Below are 16,137 nucleotides of genomic sequence, written 5' to 3'. Positions count from 1 at the left end.
CAATCAAATATATCCATTTATGATTAATTATTGAAAAAATGTAATATTTATAAAAAAAGAACTAATTCGTTACGAATTAGTTCTTTTTTTTATGGTTTTAAAGTTAATACACTTCCTTTGGCCTTTTCGATTGTTGTTTGATGATATGTTCCATCTACCCATTTTTCTAATTGATCACTATACCACTTACTCTTCAAATGTCCAGATTGCCCTGGGCCAACTAAATGATCAGTAACTGACAAATCATTCAAATCCGCGACAAAACGCCATGAGGCACCATGATCTGTTGTGCCATCTTCCTTAAAGCCAGCCGCTTGAACTGTAACTCCACTTCCGTCTGCCGGTAATCCCCCTTTACTGTTAAATACATATTGTAGTGGAGAAACACTTGATAAAGGGTGATTAAAATAAACTTGATGATATTCTCCCCACTTCCAATCCTTCGCATCACTGCCTTGCATGTTTTTAATATCCTTTATCGCCATTTGTAATGTATCTACTAATAAACGATTTATTCCACCATATTCTTTAATCCACGGTCCGGGATTACCCGCTAAAGCATTTCTTACGATTTGATCCATGACTGGTTTTCTACCTGTGAATAGCGCAAACGTTTCGTCTGGTATTTGATCTTCAAAAAGAGCTTGGGGTATTTTCGTAATCCAAATATTGAAAATCAGAGGAGCCGAAGCTTCTTTATCGTCTTTAAAATTCCAATCTTTTAAAATTTGAATCGCTTGTTGAATCTCTTTTTCTTTACTCCCATTTAATTCTTTAATGAACAGTGGTACAAATTCCTTCGCTTGAAGGTTAACAATATCCATTTGCAAATCTTTCATATCATTTACAGTAAGCTTATCTTTTGACCTTAAAACTTCTTTAATTCTTTGCTCTCGATAATGCTGCGCCCATTGATTACTAATTAAATAAGGATATTCATCTGAAACGACTTTATTATTTGCTGTTGCAATAAAACCTTCTTTTGGGTTTACAACCCTTGGAAGTTCATTATATGGAATATATCCATTCCATTCATATTCATCAGTCCATCCTGGCACTGGTAGTAATCCATCACCTTTCTTGCGAATTGGGATATTACCATTTGCTTTATAAGCAATTGTGCCGGATTGATCAGCGAACACGAAATTTTGTGTTGGCGATTGAAACTTTTCTAAGGCTTTTTCAAATTCTGCCCAATTACTTGCTTTGTTCATATTCATTATTGCTTCTAATTCTGTCGTTGGATCTAACGCCGTCCAACGCAACGATAAAACCGTTCCAGATTTTGATTTATCAACGAATTCAGACACTATCGGGCCATGTCTAGTAATCGTTACTTCATAATCAATTGTGTCTTTATCTTTAACTTTGATCGGTTCTTTCACAACTTCGGCTGTTTCCCACTTACTGTTATAAGCAAATTCATTTTTACTAGCTGGATTTCTTTTCTCGATATACAAATCCTGTACATCTGGTCCTGTGTTAGTTACTCCCCAAGCAATTTTCTCATTATTGCCCAGAATAATTCCAGGAATTCCAGCAAAGATTACGCCACCTACATTAAGTGTAGGAGCTTCAAGATGCATTTGATACCATATTGAAGGTGTTGCTAAAGAAAGATGAGGATCATTAGCCAGTAACGGCTTTCCACTCTCCGTCTTGGCTCCACTTATTACCCAGTTATTACTTCCATTTAAATCATGAGGTATGGCGGCACTAGTAAAATTTGCAGCGATATCCAAATCTCCTTTATCAATTATGTAAGGAGCATCTTTTGGATAAACTGGGAAAAGGTCATAGGCTTTTTCTTTTGAAAACGTTTGCAACAAATATGCTCTGAATGCTTGATCATTCCAGTTACCCCCTAAGTCAAATGCCATATATTTCCCAATCGTTAATGAGTCTATCTCCGTCCAATCTTCCGGTTTATATCCTAAAATGGTAAATTCAATGGGCCATTGCCCATTTTCGCGTAATTCATTGATATATAGATTAACTCCTTGTGCAAACTGCTTTAAGATTTCTTTCGCTTCACTAGAATATTGTACGTAAGATTGTTCCGCCGCCCTTCTTAAACCAAGCGTTCGGAAATATTTATCCTTATCAATAGTAGATTCACCAATCACTTCACTTAATCTTCCTGAAGCTTGTCTTCGACTTAAATCCATCTGAAATAGTCGATCTTGAGCCTGTATATACCCTTGAGCTATATACAAATCATGTTCATTTTTTGCTGTTATATGCGGTACGCCGTCTTCATCCCGTACAACTTTCACTGGTTCTTTCAACGCTTCTAGCTTAATTTCCCCTTCAATTTGCGGTAATGAACGAGACATATAGATATTGATACCAATAGCAATCGCAATTATAAAGAAAATAAGCAAACCACTAATCCAAAGAATTAGTTTTTTTCTATTACGCTTTGATTTTCGTTGCACTAATACCGTTTCCAATTGAACACCTCCATTTTTTCTGAATATTCTATATTTTATTTTTATGTATATATTGTAAATTTTTTCTTATCAAATCTCAATGAGGAAGTATAGGTTTAAGATTAATAATAAAAATGGAGTAGAACTTCATATAAATATAAATAAAGCCTGCCTCAAAAAGTAATGAAACATCACTTTTGAAGCAGACTTTTATTTATAAAAGATTAAGCTTGTTGTTTAGCAGAATGTAATTTTTCACGAAGAACCATTGGTAAGATACCGCCATGACGGTAGTAATCAATTTCAACTTCGCTATCGAAACGAACTAATACTTCGAATTCTTTTACAGAACCATCTTCAGCAGTAGCTGTTACTTTTACATAATCTCTTGGTTTAACTGATTCATCAACAGAAACTGCAATTGTTTCTGTACCAGTCAATCCTAGAGTATCTGCGCTTTCGCCTTCTTTAAATTGTAATGGAAGAACACCCATTAATACTAAGTTTGAACGGTGAATACGCTCGAAGCTTTCCGCGATAACTGTTTTAATGCCTAGAAGGTTAGTACCTTTTGCAGCCCAGTCACGAGAAGAGCCCATTCCGTAATCTTTACCAGCAAGAACTACTAAGCCGGTTCCGTCTTGTTTGTACTTCATGCATGCATCGTAAATAGATGTAACTTCGCCAGTTGGCCAGTAAGTAGTGTAACCACCTTCTGTACCAGGCGCTACTTGGTTACGAATACGGATGTTTGCAAATGTACCTCTCATCATTACTTCGTGGTGTCCACGACGAGATCCATATGAGTTGAAATCTCTTGGTTCTACGCCATTTTCACGTAAGTAAAGACCTGCTGGAGTCTTAAGACCGATTGAACCAGCTGGTGAAATGTGGTCAGTTGTTACTGAATCAGCGAATTTAGCAACTACGCGTAATTCGTTAAGTGGTTCAACTGTACCAGCTTCCGCTTTTAAGCCTTCGAAGAATGGTGGGTTTGCAATGTAAGTAGACTCGTCGTCCCAAGTGTATAATGGGTCGTTACCTACTTTAATTTCGTTCCAACGCTCATTGTTAGTGAAAACTGTGTTGTATTCTTTATTGAATAGAGCAGGTGTTACTGTAGCATTTACTACTTCTTTGATTTCGTCAGCTGTTGGCCAAATATCTGCAAGCATTACATCGTTACCATCTTTGTCTTGACCGATTGGTTGAGTAGCGAAATCGATATCAACAGTACCAGCTAGTGAGTAAGCAACTACTAATGGTGGTGAAGCTAGATAGTTACCTTTAACTAGTGGGTGGATACGTCCTTCGAAGTTACGGTTACCAGAAAGTACTGAAGTTACTAATAGATCTGAATCAGCGATTGCTTTTTCAAGCTCATCAGCTAATGGTCCAGAGTTTCCGATACATGTTGTACATCCGTAACCAACGATTTGATATCCTAATTGATCTAAGTAAGGTTGTAAACCAGAATCAGCTAGGTATCCTGTAACAACTTTTGAACCTGGTGCCAAAGATGTTTTTACGTAAGCTGGAACTGTTAAGCCTTTTTCAACAGCTTTCTTAGCTACTAAACCAGCACCTACTAATACGTAAGGGTTAGAAGTATTTGTACAGCTTGTAATTGCAGCGATTGCAATTGCACCTGTTTTCATTTGTACTTCAGATCCATCAGCTAATTGAACTGTGATTTCTTTTTCTTTATCTGCTGCATCAATACCAAATCCATGTGGACCTGCTGGTGCATTTAATGCATTATGGAATTGTTCTTTCATTTGTGATAAAGGAATTAAATCTTGTGGACGTTTAGGACCAGAAAGATTTGCTTCGATTGCTGAAAGATCAATTTCAACTACATCCGTGTAAATTGGATCTGCGCTATTTGCTGTTAAGAATAGTCCGTTCGCTTTGCAATATTCTTCTACAACTTTGATTTGTTCTTCGCTTCTACCAGTTAAACGCATGTATGCTAAAGCTTCTTCATCAACTGGGAAGAAACCACAAGTAGCACCATACTCAGGAGCCATGTTAGCTACTGTTGCACGGTCTGCTAGAGGTAGAGAAATTACGCCTGGTCCGAAGAACTCAACGAATTTGTTAACTACACCTTTAGCACGTAGTACTTGAGTTACTTTAAGAGCTAAGTCAGTAGCAGTTGCACCGCTTGGAAGTTGACCAACAAGTTTAACACCAATAACTTCAGGAACTGGGAAGTATGACGGTTGTCCTAGCATTCCTGCTTCTGCTTCGATACCACCAACACCCCATCCAAGTACACCAATACCATTAATCATTGTAGTATGTGAGTCAGTACCTACTAATGAGTCTGGGAATGTTTCTAAAGTACCATCTTCATTTTCAACTGCATGCACAACTGCTGCCAAGTATTCTAAGTTTACTTGGTGTACGATACCAGTTGCAGGTGGAACTGCACGGTAGTTATTAAATGATTTTTGAGCCCAGCTTAAGAATTGGTAACGCTCGTTGTTACGTTCAAATTCATAATCCATGTTCACTTTTAATGAATCTGCTGATCCTGCTTTATCAACTTGTACAGAGTGGTCGATAACAAGATCAACTGGGATTAATGGGTTGATTTCAGCAGGGTCTCCACCTAAATCAGCCATTGCTTTTCTCATTGATGCAAGGTCTACCACTGCTGGTACACCAGTGAAATCTTGTAAAATTACACGTGATGGTTTGAACGGAACATCGATATTTTGAAGTTCTTTTGTTCCCCATTTAGCTAAATTTTCAACATGTTCTTTTGTGATTACGCGTCCATCTTCTTGTCTTAATACTGATTCAAGAAGTACTTTAATTGAATAAGGTAATTTAGATACTGCCCCGATTCCTGCTTTTTCTAAAGCACTTAAACTATAATAGTTATACTTCTTACCATTTGCTTCAAAAGAAGAGCGTGCTTGAAAAGTGTCTTGTTTTGTCATTACAAATCCCCCTCTTTTTTCCCTTTATATAATGTAATGTAAAAATACTCATAAAGACTCAGCCTGACACAACTTAGAGTGCCAAACTCTTATCATCTTAACTATAAAGGAAAAAAACAATTATGTCGAAAAATTTGAAAACTTCCCCCGATTTAGTTTTCTGTCAAATTAAGTGTATAAAAAATTTTCATATAAGTAAATAACAAGAATGTTATTGCATGATATAAGTAAAACTTATCGTAAATCGCCATAATTGATAATGATTCTTAATTACACCGATTAAATCAACATTCAACATTACAAAAAACATATTAAGAATACATATAATACTATTTCCGAAAAATAATATGAGAGTAACCAATTATCTTTTTGTGAAAGATGAGGTGTTTAATAAATGGGTAAAAGAAAGGCGAATCATGTCAGACCCGGAGCAAACGCAGCTTCAGCTCAAGGCATGGGTGCAGGTTATAATGAAGAATTATCAAACGAGCCATTAACAACGATGCAAAGACAGAATAATAAGAAACGAAAAAAGAATCAATAATGCCATAAAAAGCGAAAGCACCTACTTAGCTCTTATGAAATCGAAAAGGATGCTGAATATCTCTTCAGCATCCTTCTTCATTGTTTACTCCAACATAAATCCTATTTTACCAATTTGCTCAGCTGTTTCAAGACGCTTAAAAGCATCTGCAAAATGCTCTAACGAATAAATTCCATCAAGCACTGGTTTTATTTGATGTTCTTCAATAAAATCTAACATTTCCTTATACTCTTCCGCACTGCCCATAGTTGATCCGACCATATTCAATTGGCCATAGAAAAAATCGCGAAGATTAATGGTGACTTCATCCCCTGCAGATGCACCAAAAGTTGCAATTAATCCACCTGGTCTAAGTTGCTGTAATGATTTATTAAACGTTGCAGCACCAACACATTCAATTACTACATCCATTTTTTCACCATTTAATGCTTCTGTCCAATCTCCGTTGCTATCTATTGCAAAGTCTGCACCAAGTTCAATTGCTTTTTGACGCTTTTCTTCAGAACGTGAAGTAACATAAACAGTCGCTCCCACTGCTTTTGCAAATTGTAATAAAAATGTTGCAACGCCACTTCCAATGCCAGGAATGAGTACCTTCATATTATGTCTCACATTTGCTCTAGTAAATAGTACACGATAAGCTGTTAATGCCGCCAAAGATAAAACACCAGCTTCTTCCCAACTTAAAAATGCTGGTTTTCGGTATACATTCTCAACAGGCACAACAATATGTTCTGCAAACGTTCCATGAAAAGGTAGACCGATGATTTCAAACCCAGCTGGTGAAGCGTCACTTTTTTCTGCCCATCCTAGACCTGGATTAATAATAACTTCTGAACCAATCTGATCAGCATCTACTCCGTCACCTACCGCATCAATTATCCCTGCACCATCTGAACCAATGATTAACGGTGCATCGGTCGCCTTGTGACGGTTCAAGACAAATAAATCACGATGATTCAATCCAGCTACCTTAATCCGAACTCTTACCTCTCCTGGACCTGGTTGAAATTCTTCGATTTCTTGAAACGATAATCCAGCAAAACCTTCTTTATTACTATGTACTAACGCCTTCATCCAAATCACTCCTATATAATACTATCCATACATTCGAAATAATTAGAAAACACCTAAAGTATACAATAAAAATTAGCTTGTATAAAACAAAAATGACAGAGGAATAGACCTCTGTCATTCTATCGATTTTATAAAATCTACAATTTCATCTAAATGTTAATGCTTATTTACCTCATCAACAATAGCCTTCAAATCAGTTTGAAACTTTTGTAATTGAATACGTTGATGATCAGTTGCTACTTCCATTGCATTTTCTATTTGTTGATAGGCTTCATTGATTTCATGCTTTAAGTGATTCAACTGATGCCCATAAGCACTTCCATCGTAATCTAAATTCTCAAAAACATCTATAACATCTTTCGTTCCTTCTTCTGCTTGCTGGAACGCCTGCTGTGGATTTTGATGATAAGGCATATTAACACATCTCCTTCAATGTATAATCAAGCTTATTTTCCTCAAAATTAAACAATTTATACATGGAATAAACGCTGTGCTATTCGCACATTTTAAACAAGAGAAGGAGGCGTTACAATGAATAAAAATGATGGTAAAGATATGAGAAAAAATGCTCCTAAAGGAGATCAATCTGGACAGCCCGCTCCTTTAAGTGGATCTCATAAAGTGAAGAATCGCAACCACAGCCGCCAAAAGAACCATGCTCACCATGACATGTAATATAAAGATGAAATAAATTGCATTTCAAAATTTGCTTTAATCATTCACTAGCAATACAAAAACGTAAGTCAATACTTTAGTACCTGATAGTAGCATTGCTTTCAGCAGTGCTACTTGAATGATTGCTTAATCTGATATTGATTTAGAATATTTTGACACCAATTCATTAGATTTTCATATGACTGATCGATCTCAGTATCACTTAAATTTGTTATCGTTTTTATATTTATTAACAGTTTCAATATTTCTTTATCTAATCCGCTAAGTTTATCCAATAGCTTATGTTTACTGTTAACATATTTTCCTGTTTCTAATCTGAACTTTGCTTGTAGAATAAAGAAGGCATTTTTTAATAATTTTTTTAAAGATTTTACATTGTTTTTGCCATAAATATAACTATGAGTTGACGCATGATACAAGTTTGCAGCACCTATCAAAACACTTTCTAAAATATCATGGTCCTTAATTTCAGGTATTAAATCAACCATACTTCCATGCAATGGTTTTGTATCATGGTAGAGTTGAAAAAGGTCATAGCGAGGCCAATCCATTAACTCATTCTTTCCACATATAAATCCACACGCTTTATGATGATAAGGCATGTCTGAAATCAATTTTTTATATAACTTTAAATCATCTACATGCAAATGATCTAAAACAACTACAATGTCGATGTCACTTTCAGTTGTAGCTTCACCACGTTGGTAACTACCTTGCAATCCAATAAACTGGATTCTATTTGAAAACACAATTAATAATTCTTTCTTCAGACTATTTGTCCATTTGACGATATCAAAATTAATAAAGTCCTCCATTTATTGATTCTCCTTAAGGTCAATATTTATATATACATACATTTCAGGTAAAAAAGCTATAAAAACTATTAATTTCTTGTTGTTCAATTGTCCTTACATCAAATAATAATGCCTCTGCTTGAACTCGAACTCAAAGCTGGATTACCATTTCACCACAGTTTATTTTTTAATTGTTCAGCATTATACTTTTCCGAAACAATTAACACAGCTTTTGATGATAACATCGATAACCGCAGCAGTACATTCAGATATTCGATTTATCACAGCACATAGAATCTTAGCTTTTCGCTCCAATTCCTTCTCGCTTACTAAAAGATCCCTAATATAGAGTATCACCTAATTCGTTGGAAAACATAGCATAAAAATAAGGAGGTAGATTTTGTGTGTTCGAGGACCTTTATTCAGTTGATGACTTTGAAAATTGGATTCAAAAATCCAGCGATGACCCTTTTACTAGCTTCTTAGATGAGATCATGTTTCCCTTATATAAGTACGAATATTACCACTGTTATATCGTAGAAGCATTTCTACCTAAACTTCAACCGGAAGAGATTTGTCTATCTTGTAAAAATAACGAATTATCAATCACTCTCCAGAAACCTGAAAACAATAAAGAGCGAAAAGTAAGTTTTCCTATAATAATAGATAATAAATCAATCCAATCCACCATCCAAGATGGTTTATTACAAATTGTCATTAAGAAATGATAAAATAATTCATTCAAACCTGCCTCTTTTTGCATGTAAGGCAGGGTTTTTCACGTTCCCTCTGCCATACCAATTGTCTAATGCTTCTTCATCAATCGTGCACCTTATCTTTATGATCTATATAAAGATAAAAAGGTTGTCCAGAATTGGTCAACCTCTTTTCTTTACATTTTATGATAATACAAACCTTGTCGTACTACCGCTTTGACTACCAATTACTTCAAGACGTGCATCCATTCGCTCTTTCAATTCTGGCACGTGCGAAATAATTCCTACTAAGCGACCAGTACTTTGAATTTCTAGTAATGCTTCAATTGCTTGATCTAATGATTCGGGATCAAGGGTTCCAAAACCTTCATCAATAAACATTGTTTCAAGTGAAATTCCACCCGCATTTTGTTGAACTACTGCTGCTAGCCCTAATGCAAGTGAAAGTGACGCCTTAAAGCTTTCACCACCACTTAATGTTTTTACATGTCTTTCCATACCCGTATATTGATCAAATACGGTTAATTCCAAACCACTTTGAACGTTTCGTCGAGTTGGATCGACCTTTCTTAATAATTGATAGCGGCCACTTGTCATCTTGGTTAAACGTTCATTAGCTTCTAGTAGAATATCATCTAAGAAAGCTGCTAAAACGTAGCGTTCAAATGTTATTCGGAATGGGTTTTGTCCTTTAGCCATATCTGCTAGATGCCCAATTGTAACGTATTTCAATTGCACTTCTTCTTGCTTCGCAATACTACTTGTAAGCTTACTAACAATTTTTTCATTTTGCTGAATTTGAAGTTGCATCTCAGTAACTTTCTTACGCACTTCCTTCATTTCTTCTCCCAAATGCTGTGCTTGTTGTTCTAGAGAGACAATATCAGGCATTTCAATTCCTTTTAACACATACTCTAAATTTGTTAATAAACTATCCACACGTTGGAAATCCTTCTCAAACGCTTCTATACTATTTTGGATTTGCAACATCTCAGTTTCAGATTTCTTCGCCTCTTTGTAAGACTGGTACGTCTCAAAACCTTGACTATTCATTTCTTGTTTAAATCGATCTCGCTCTTCATCCAATTCGATTTGTAATGATTTCATGCTGCTTTCGTTCGTTTCAATTGCACTTTTTAATTTAGCTTCTTCCGTTAACACTTGTTGAAGTGCTAATTGTTTCTCTTCTAGAAGACGTTGAAGTTCATTTCTTTTTTTGATTGCTTCATTTAATGACTGCTCAAATGCATGCTCTGAACGGATCTCTTCAGGTAATCTTTCTTTCATTCCTGCTAACTTCGCATTTAATTGAATATAACGCTCTTTGACATCATCTTCTTTACCTTTTATCATTTTGATGTTGTCATGAAGAAGAACAGTTTGATTTTTTATTTCTTGCAATTGCGTTTCTAATCGTGGTAATTCTTCTTTTTGCTTTTGTAATTGAGACAATGTTTCTGAGGTGTTCTTCAAATGCAAATTAATTTGTAGTAACACTGTTTGGAAATCATCTCTTTCAAAAAACGATAGCTTAGATTGTAAAACATCTTCTTGCTTTTCGATACTTGTTTGAAGATTTTCAAGTTGTACTTGTAAACGATACAATTCTTGCTGCAACACTTGTGTTTGTTTATCTAATTTCAAGCATTTGTTTTTCTGCTTCTCATACTCTTTTGGAGATGAAACACCAGATTCTTGCATATGTGTAGCTGGGTTAGGATGAGATGTAGATCCACATACTGAACAAGGATGTCCTTCCTGTAATTCAGCTGCTAAAATTAGCGCATGAGATTGTAACAAAGCTTCTTCCATACCCATTAATAATTTGTTTTCCTGTTGAAATAATTCTTCTACAGCACTTAATTCCATTTTCTTTTCCTTACAAGCTTTCTCAACTTGTAGGATTTCAGCATGTGTATGCTTAAATTCCTTTAATAGCTGCAGTGTACCTTCGAACTTCTCATATTCATGGGATGTTTCTCCGTAAAGCACCGTTGCTTTTTGAGCTCCCGTAATTCGTTCTTCTATTTGTTTAGTAAGTCGCTCCGTTTGCTCTACTTGTTGTTCCATGGAAAGACGACTCGTTTGTTTCTCTTTCCATTGCTTTTCATGATCTATTACTTCTTTTTGTACACTAGCGAACGCAAGCACATCTTTTTGCAAAGCTTGTAGACTAACTACTTTTGCGGCCGCTTTTTCTCTTAAAGTTGTTTTATTTGCTTCTGTTGTATACTCTTCTTGACACTGTTGTTTCTTTTGTTCAAGCACAACTGCACCTTGCTTTAGAGAGTTAACATGTTCTTTTGTTTCCGTTAATCGCTTTCCTACGCGTAAATAAGAATGTTCTTGCTTCTCCAAATTACTAGCTTTTTCTGCGGCTTGTAATTCTTCTTTCTTGGCAGCGATTGTTTCTTTATTAGCTTCTAATCTTTGTTTATCTAATGTTAATTTGTTTTTTTCTTCAAATTTCGCTAGGAGCTCCTTACCCTGGAAAATCTCTTTCTGCAAAGCTTTTTCCCATGCTTCTTTAAGCTTATAATCATTTTGAAGCTTTTCCGTTTCTTCTCTACCTTGCTTCAATTCTTCTTCAAGAAGCTCAACAATTCGCTGTGGCGATTCATTCTTTATGTCTTCTTCTTGATTCCATTCAATGCTTGAAATGAGCGTATTCATTTCCATTTGGATGAGTTCTTCTTCTTTTTTAATTGTACTTGCTTCTTCTTTTAGCTTCTCTTCAATTCTTTTATAGATTTGTGTGTGAAACAGCTTTTGGAGAATCACTTCTTTATCCTTACTTTCAGAAACAAGTAACTTCTTGAAATCACCTTGTGGAATCATTAATATTTGCTTAAACTGCGTCGCATCTAATCCGATGATTTCTTTAATTTTTTCATCAACATCTCTAACATTGGCTGCAAGAATCTCCTTGCCATCTTTTGAAATTTCATATAGTTCCGCTTTCGCGTTTGAAGTCGTAAAACCTTCGCCGGATTTTTTCTTTCTCTCTTGCATTGGAGAACGCCAAATATAATACGTTTTATCTCGCAATTTGAACTTCAATGATACTTCTGTTGCCAGATCAGCATGAGCAAAATGACTTCTTAAATCTGGCCCATTTCGTTCTTCTCCACTTGCTTTCCCATAAATTGCAAAACTAATTCCATCAAAGATTGTTGTTTTTCCTGCTCCAGTCTTTCCTGAAATTACGAACATATTTCGATTTCCTAGTTTCGTAAAATCAATTTCCTCTTTGTCTGCATAGGGACCAAAGGCTTGTAGTATTAGTTGTAACGGTCTCATACTACCTCTCCACCTCTTTTTTCACTGACTCTATAATATGTTTCATTATTTCATGCTTTTGTTCATCAAATTTCCGTTCAGTCATTTGCTCATAGAAACTTTCAAATAATTGTATTTCGGATTTATTTTCATCCTTCGCTACAGTATAACTTTGCTTATTTTTTAAATCTGTTAAATCCCATTTACGTTCCAAATGAAGAACGTAAGGATAGACTTGTCGAAGTTTATGAATAGGATCAAGAATTGTACCTTCATCCAATAAGGTAATTTTTAAAAAGTCATTCGTGTTTTGTTGTTTGTAGAAATTCGAGTTCATTAAATCATTAAAATAACCGGTCAATTCTCGCATATCTTGTTTTGGAGTTAAAGATCGCTTTCTTAAATTGAAAGTGCCATCCGGTTGCATTTCTACAATATTGATGGACTTCTTCTGGTTCACTTCAGAAAACGAATATTTCATTAATGAACCTGAATAGTGAATAGTTGGATGTTTTATCGCATCTGGACTATGCAGATGACCTAATGCAGTGTAAGAAAATGGAGTATATAATTCACTTCCTACACAACCTGATCCCCCAACTGAAAGGGTTCGTTCAGAATCGGTAGTTTCACCACCAATAACGAAAGAATGACCAACCAATACATTTGGCTCATCTTTATTCAACTTTTCTTCAATCTTAGCAAAAATTGCAGTCATAGCCTCTTGATGCGAATGTATCGATTCGTCATTGTATAATTGTCTAACTACACCTGGTTCCACATAAGGGACACAATAGAAATTAACTCCTTTGATTGTTACCGGCTCAATTTCTTCTGTTATTTTCCCATGAATATGAAGATCGCTATGTTTATACCATGAAGTTCCAAAAGATAAGCGTTCCGCGCTATCATGATTCCCAGTTATAGCTACAAGTGGTATTTTCAATGTTATATTTATATGAAAGAAAACTTCATCTAATAGTTCAACTGCTTCTGTAGGGGGAACAGAACGATCGTATAAATCCCCAGCGATAATAACTGCATCTGGCTGTTCTTCCTCTACTACTTTCACAAATTCTTGAAGTATATATCTTTGGTTCTCTGTCATGTATATACCATGAACGATTTTTCCTAGATGCCAATCGGCTGTATGTATGAATTTCAAATTCATCCCTCATTTCTAGTTCTTGCTACACAATATTATAACAGATAGCTATGAATCAAAAGCGATGGAACGTAGAAATTCCATTTTGGTTGAATAATGAAATATTCAAATTTATGTGGAAGATAAGTTTCACTAGAAGAGCATGAGAGAATACTAGAACTAGTTGTTCTCGAAAGCGCTATTCACTTTCCAAAAGCTATAAGTACCTAACGTAAAGTATTAGTTTGACAAAAAGAAAAAACTGTCTCAAAAAATTCGATTGAGACAGTTTCATTAAGTAATAATACATATGATATCTATCAAAACTTCAACATGTTTCTAATCAAACAAATGTTGATAGATTTTTATATCAATTTTATTTTCTAGTAATTTTTTCCGTAAAAATTTATGATCTCGTTTAGGGCTTGCCATTATGTATCCTCTTATAATTAAATCTTCATCAATGAGCTTTACTTTCTCCTCTAATGCAAGCTCACCAATTTTCCCAGCAATTTTTTGCCTTGCCACATCACGAAACAATTCAGGTACTGGACTAACTAAATCATCCAATAAATCTCTAGTATCCTGTGTCCATAAAGATCTCGATTCTTTCACATAATACTCTTCCCAATCCATGTCAGATAGACCGTCTTGTTTAGGCATTCTTTTCAAGAATTTTCTGAACATGAAGAATCCACCAATTGCAAAGGAACCTAGTAACAATGCGACCCATATTAAAATAAACCATAAAAACCAGCCACTTAACATCGATATACCCTCCCGTTCCCCTTGTACGATATCAACACTATTATAATAAGGAGCGTAGCCTATAGCAAGAATTATCCTCAAAGTGGTAAATCTAACATAATAAGGATATAAATTTTCTTTCTTTTAATTTGTGAAGAAAATAAGAAAAATTTTATTGTCAACTGTGGACATTATTTGTATAATTAAAAACGTTGTCATACGGGGTTGGAAGGGACGTGGTGTCCTATGATCTTCAAAATCATCTGAGAGGCGCATGTCGTCTCTAGTGGGTTCGATTCCCACACAGTCCCACCATTTAATCCTAAAAGTTATTAAATTATTTCCCAAAGAGTACTGACCTCTATATCGCCATTTAGAGGTCAGTATTTTTCGTTTATAGCGAAAAATGAAAAGTGTAACAAAAGATTTGTAGACTCCCCCTCCCATATCAGTACTTATTTAACAGCAAATCCATTAAATCCACATTGAATCCTGTACGTAGAAGATTATTTGGATACTAAAAACTTTATCGATAAATTCCCACATACAAAAAGCACCCTCTTAAGGTGCTTTAACTACCATACTATTCAACATTGTATTCTGTACTTTCTTATATTGAATATACATCGCTATACGCCAAGGTACAATCATACCAAACGCAAGGATCCAAAACATACCGCTTAATTCTCCAACATCAATAGAGCTACTCAATACAAGTTTTCCTACTAAACGAATGATTACTAGAGCAATTAATATAAATGCAAATGCTTTAGAACGCTTTAAATATATATCATTATCTCTTATTTCAAAAGTAGATGTTTTAATTAAAAATATAGAAAAAAACATCCCTACACATAATGCTTCAAAAAATTCTAAAGAAGTTACGCGAAAGAAAGGAAAAATAAACATTAGAGCACCAGTACTCATGAATATAGGCGGTAGTATAATTTTTTTAGTACTTACAGGTTTAAGAGAAGCTTTCATTCTTATGAATAAAACACCTATAGCCATTAATACAGCTATTCCCGCTGAAATATAAATCAAAATACATCATTCCTTTTCATGGGATTGCAAAAACGATTTTCATTTATTGTAAACAAAATAAGCTAAAAAATCTCTAAAAACGAATAACTATTTACAATATTTTCATCATGTTAATTTGCCTTATTATATTACCAATTTATATAGTGAAAATCAAAAAACCTGTTCGAGCTGAACAGGTTAATCCTATTTTATCTTAAAATACGATTGATTGCATCATTTACTCTTATTTCATCAAATGGTTTAACAATGAAATCCTTTGCTCCAGCTTCAATGGCTTCTACAACCATTTTCTGTTGCCCCATTGCTGAACACATGATAATTTTTGCATCTGGATAATCTTGTTTTATAATTCTTACAGCTTCCAGTCCACTCATTACCGGCATTGTTATATCCATTGTAACTAAATCAGGTTGGTGTTTTTTATATAATTCAACTGCTTGTTGACCATTCTCACCTTCCCCGACGATTTCATGATTAGCTTTTACCAAGATGCTAGATAAAGTTAGTCGCATAAACTTAGCATCATCTACAATCAAAATTCTAGCCAATGTTGGACCTCCTTGCCATCAACAACGAGTAATTAAATCGTTATGTACTAAAAACGCAGTGCAACTATACGTTGCCTTTCTAATTAGTATACTATAAAAAACTTCTAATCTAGAAAAAATTTGAAAAATATATTAAATATACTTTTCATTTTTTCTAGATTGTATTGAAAAAACACGTTAAAATCC

13 protein-coding genes and 1 tRNA gene are annotated in these 16,137 nt (G+C 34.9%); 4 read left to right on the top strand and 10 right to left on the bottom strand.

What is annotated here, in order from left to right:
* Positions 1-89: 89 nt before the first annotated feature.
* Together V7014_RS17930 and acnA are read right to left on the bottom strand one after the other, a co-directional pair.
* Complete coding sequence (locus V7014_RS17930; protein WP_335508866.1) at positions 90-2,453, bottom strand: penicillin acylase family protein; 2,364 nt, start codon at positions 2,451-2,453, stop codon at positions 90-92.
* Between the two features lie 203 nt (positions 2,454-2,656).
* Positions 2,657-5,383: an aconitate hydratase AcnA gene (acnA, locus tag V7014_RS17925; protein WP_335508863.1), complete on the bottom strand. Its 2,727-nt coding sequence runs from the start codon at positions 5,381-5,383 to the stop codon at positions 2,657-2,659.
* A gap of 394 nt (positions 5,384-5,777) precedes the next feature.
* Between acnA and sspO the strand changes: the two genes are divergently transcribed.
* A complete protein-coding gene (gene sspO / locus V7014_RS17920) occupies positions 5,778-5,927 on the top strand; it encodes a small acid-soluble spore protein O (protein ID WP_042348712.1) in 150 nt (49 codons plus the stop codon).
* Positions 5,928-6,011: 84 nt separating this feature from the next.
* Here sspO and V7014_RS17915 read toward each other — a convergent pair whose 3' ends face one another.
* Both V7014_RS17915 and V7014_RS17910 read right to left on the bottom strand, forming a co-directional pair.
* Positions 6,012-7,004: a zinc-binding dehydrogenase gene (locus V7014_RS17915; protein WP_335508860.1), complete on the bottom strand. Its 993-nt coding sequence runs from the start codon at positions 7,002-7,004 to the stop codon at positions 6,012-6,014.
* A 156-nt stretch (positions 7,005-7,160) separates the two neighbouring features.
* Positions 7,161-7,418: a hypothetical protein gene (locus V7014_RS17910; RefSeq protein ID WP_335508858.1), complete on the bottom strand. Its 258-nt coding sequence runs from the start codon at positions 7,416-7,418 to the stop codon at positions 7,161-7,163.
* 117 nt (positions 7,419-7,535) lie between these two features.
* Between V7014_RS17910 and V7014_RS17905 the strand changes: the two genes are divergently transcribed.
* Positions 7,536-7,679 carry a small acid-soluble spore protein P gene (locus V7014_RS17905; protein ID WP_335508857.1) on the top strand — a complete coding sequence of 48 codons (144 nt, stop codon included), beginning with the start codon at positions 7,536-7,538 and terminating at the stop codon, positions 7,677-7,679.
* A 110-nt stretch (positions 7,680-7,789) separates the two neighbouring features.
* Here V7014_RS17905 and V7014_RS17900 read toward each other — a convergent pair whose 3' ends face one another.
* Positions 7,790-8,494: a nucleotidyltransferase domain-containing protein gene (locus tag V7014_RS17900; RefSeq protein WP_335508855.1), complete on the bottom strand. Its 705-nt coding sequence runs from the start codon at positions 8,492-8,494 to the stop codon at positions 7,790-7,792.
* 383 nt (positions 8,495-8,877) lie between these two features.
* On the opposite strand from V7014_RS17900, the gene V7014_RS17895 reads away from it, so the two are divergent.
* Positions 8,878-9,201 carry an Hsp20/alpha crystallin family protein gene (locus tag V7014_RS17895; protein WP_335508853.1) on the top strand — a complete coding sequence of 108 codons (324 nt, stop codon included), beginning with the start codon at positions 8,878-8,880 and terminating at the stop codon, positions 9,199-9,201.
* 171 nt (positions 9,202-9,372) lie between these two features.
* Here the strand turns inward: V7014_RS17895 and V7014_RS17890 are convergent, their stop codons facing one another.
* The 3 genes from V7014_RS17890 to V7014_RS17880 form a co-directional block, all read right to left on the bottom strand.
* Positions 9,373-12,489, bottom strand: coding sequence for an AAA family ATPase (locus tag V7014_RS17890; protein WP_335508851.1), 3,117 nt, complete (start codon positions 12,487-12,489; stop codon positions 9,373-9,375).
* Position 12,490: 1 nt separating this feature from the next.
* The gene (locus V7014_RS17885) at positions 12,491-13,633 is read right to left on the bottom strand and encodes an exonuclease SbcCD subunit D (RefSeq protein ID WP_335508849.1); all 1,143 of its coding nucleotides are present in this window, start codon (positions 13,631-13,633) and stop codon (positions 12,491-12,493) included.
* A 318-nt stretch (positions 13,634-13,951) separates the two neighbouring features.
* On the bottom strand, positions 13,952-14,380 hold the full coding sequence (locus tag V7014_RS17880; RefSeq protein WP_335508847.1) for a DUF2621 family protein: 429 nt from the start codon (positions 14,378-14,380) through the stop codon (positions 13,952-13,954).
* 200 nt (positions 14,381-14,580) lie between these two features.
* Between V7014_RS17880 and V7014_RS17875 the strand changes: the two genes are divergently transcribed.
* Positions 14,581-14,674 (top strand) — tRNA-Sec (locus V7014_RS17875).
* A gap of 246 nt (positions 14,675-14,920) precedes the next feature.
* Here V7014_RS17875 and V7014_RS17870 read toward each other — a convergent pair.
* Complete coding sequence (locus tag V7014_RS17870; protein WP_335508868.1) at positions 14,921-15,406, bottom strand: CcdC family protein; 486 nt, start codon at positions 15,404-15,406, stop codon at positions 14,921-14,923.
* A gap of 185 nt (positions 15,407-15,591) precedes the next feature.
* The gene (locus tag V7014_RS17865; RefSeq protein WP_335508845.1) at positions 15,592-15,951 is read right to left on the bottom strand and encodes a response regulator; all 360 of its coding nucleotides are present in this window, start codon (positions 15,949-15,951) and stop codon (positions 15,592-15,594) included.
* Positions 15,952-16,137: the final 186 nt, after the last annotated feature.

The organism is Bacillus sp. JJ722 (assembly GCF_036963345.1).
Classification (GTDB): Bacteria; Bacillota; Bacilli; order Bacillales; family DSM-1321; genus Bacillus_AD.
The sequence above is the reverse complement of the archived record's forward strand: the minus strand, read 5'-3'. Positions and strand labels throughout refer to the sequence as shown.

Bases quoted from the DNA above. Each gene is read 5' to 3' on its own strand.
- acnA (WP_335508863.1), bottom strand. From the start codon at position 5,383: ATGACAAAACAAGACACTTTTCAAGCACGCTCTTCTTTTGAAGCAAAT.
- sspO (WP_042348712.1), top strand. From the start codon at position 5,778: ATGGGTAAAAGAAAGGCGAATCATGTCAGACCCGGAGCAAACGCAGCT.
- V7014_RS17915 (WP_335508860.1), bottom strand. From the start codon at position 7,004: ATGAAGGCGTTAGTACATAGTAATAAAGAAGGTTTTGCTGGATTATCG.
- V7014_RS17910 (WP_335508858.1), bottom strand. From the start codon at position 7,418: ATGCCTTATCATCAAAATCCACAGCAGGCGTTCCAGCAAGCAGAAGAA.
- V7014_RS17905 (WP_335508857.1), top strand. From the start codon at position 7,536: ATGAATAAAAATGATGGTAAAGATATGAGAAAAAATGCTCCTAAAGGA.
- V7014_RS17900 (WP_335508855.1), bottom strand. From the start codon at position 8,494: ATGGAGGACTTTATTAATTTTGATATCGTCAAATGGACAAATAGTCTG.
- V7014_RS17890 (WP_335508851.1), bottom strand. From the start codon at position 12,489: ATGAGACCGTTACAACTAATACTACAAGCCTTTGGTCCCTATGCAGAC.
- V7014_RS17880 (WP_335508847.1), bottom strand. From the start codon at position 14,380: ATGTTAAGTGGCTGGTTTTTATGGTTTATTTTAATATGGGTCGCATTG.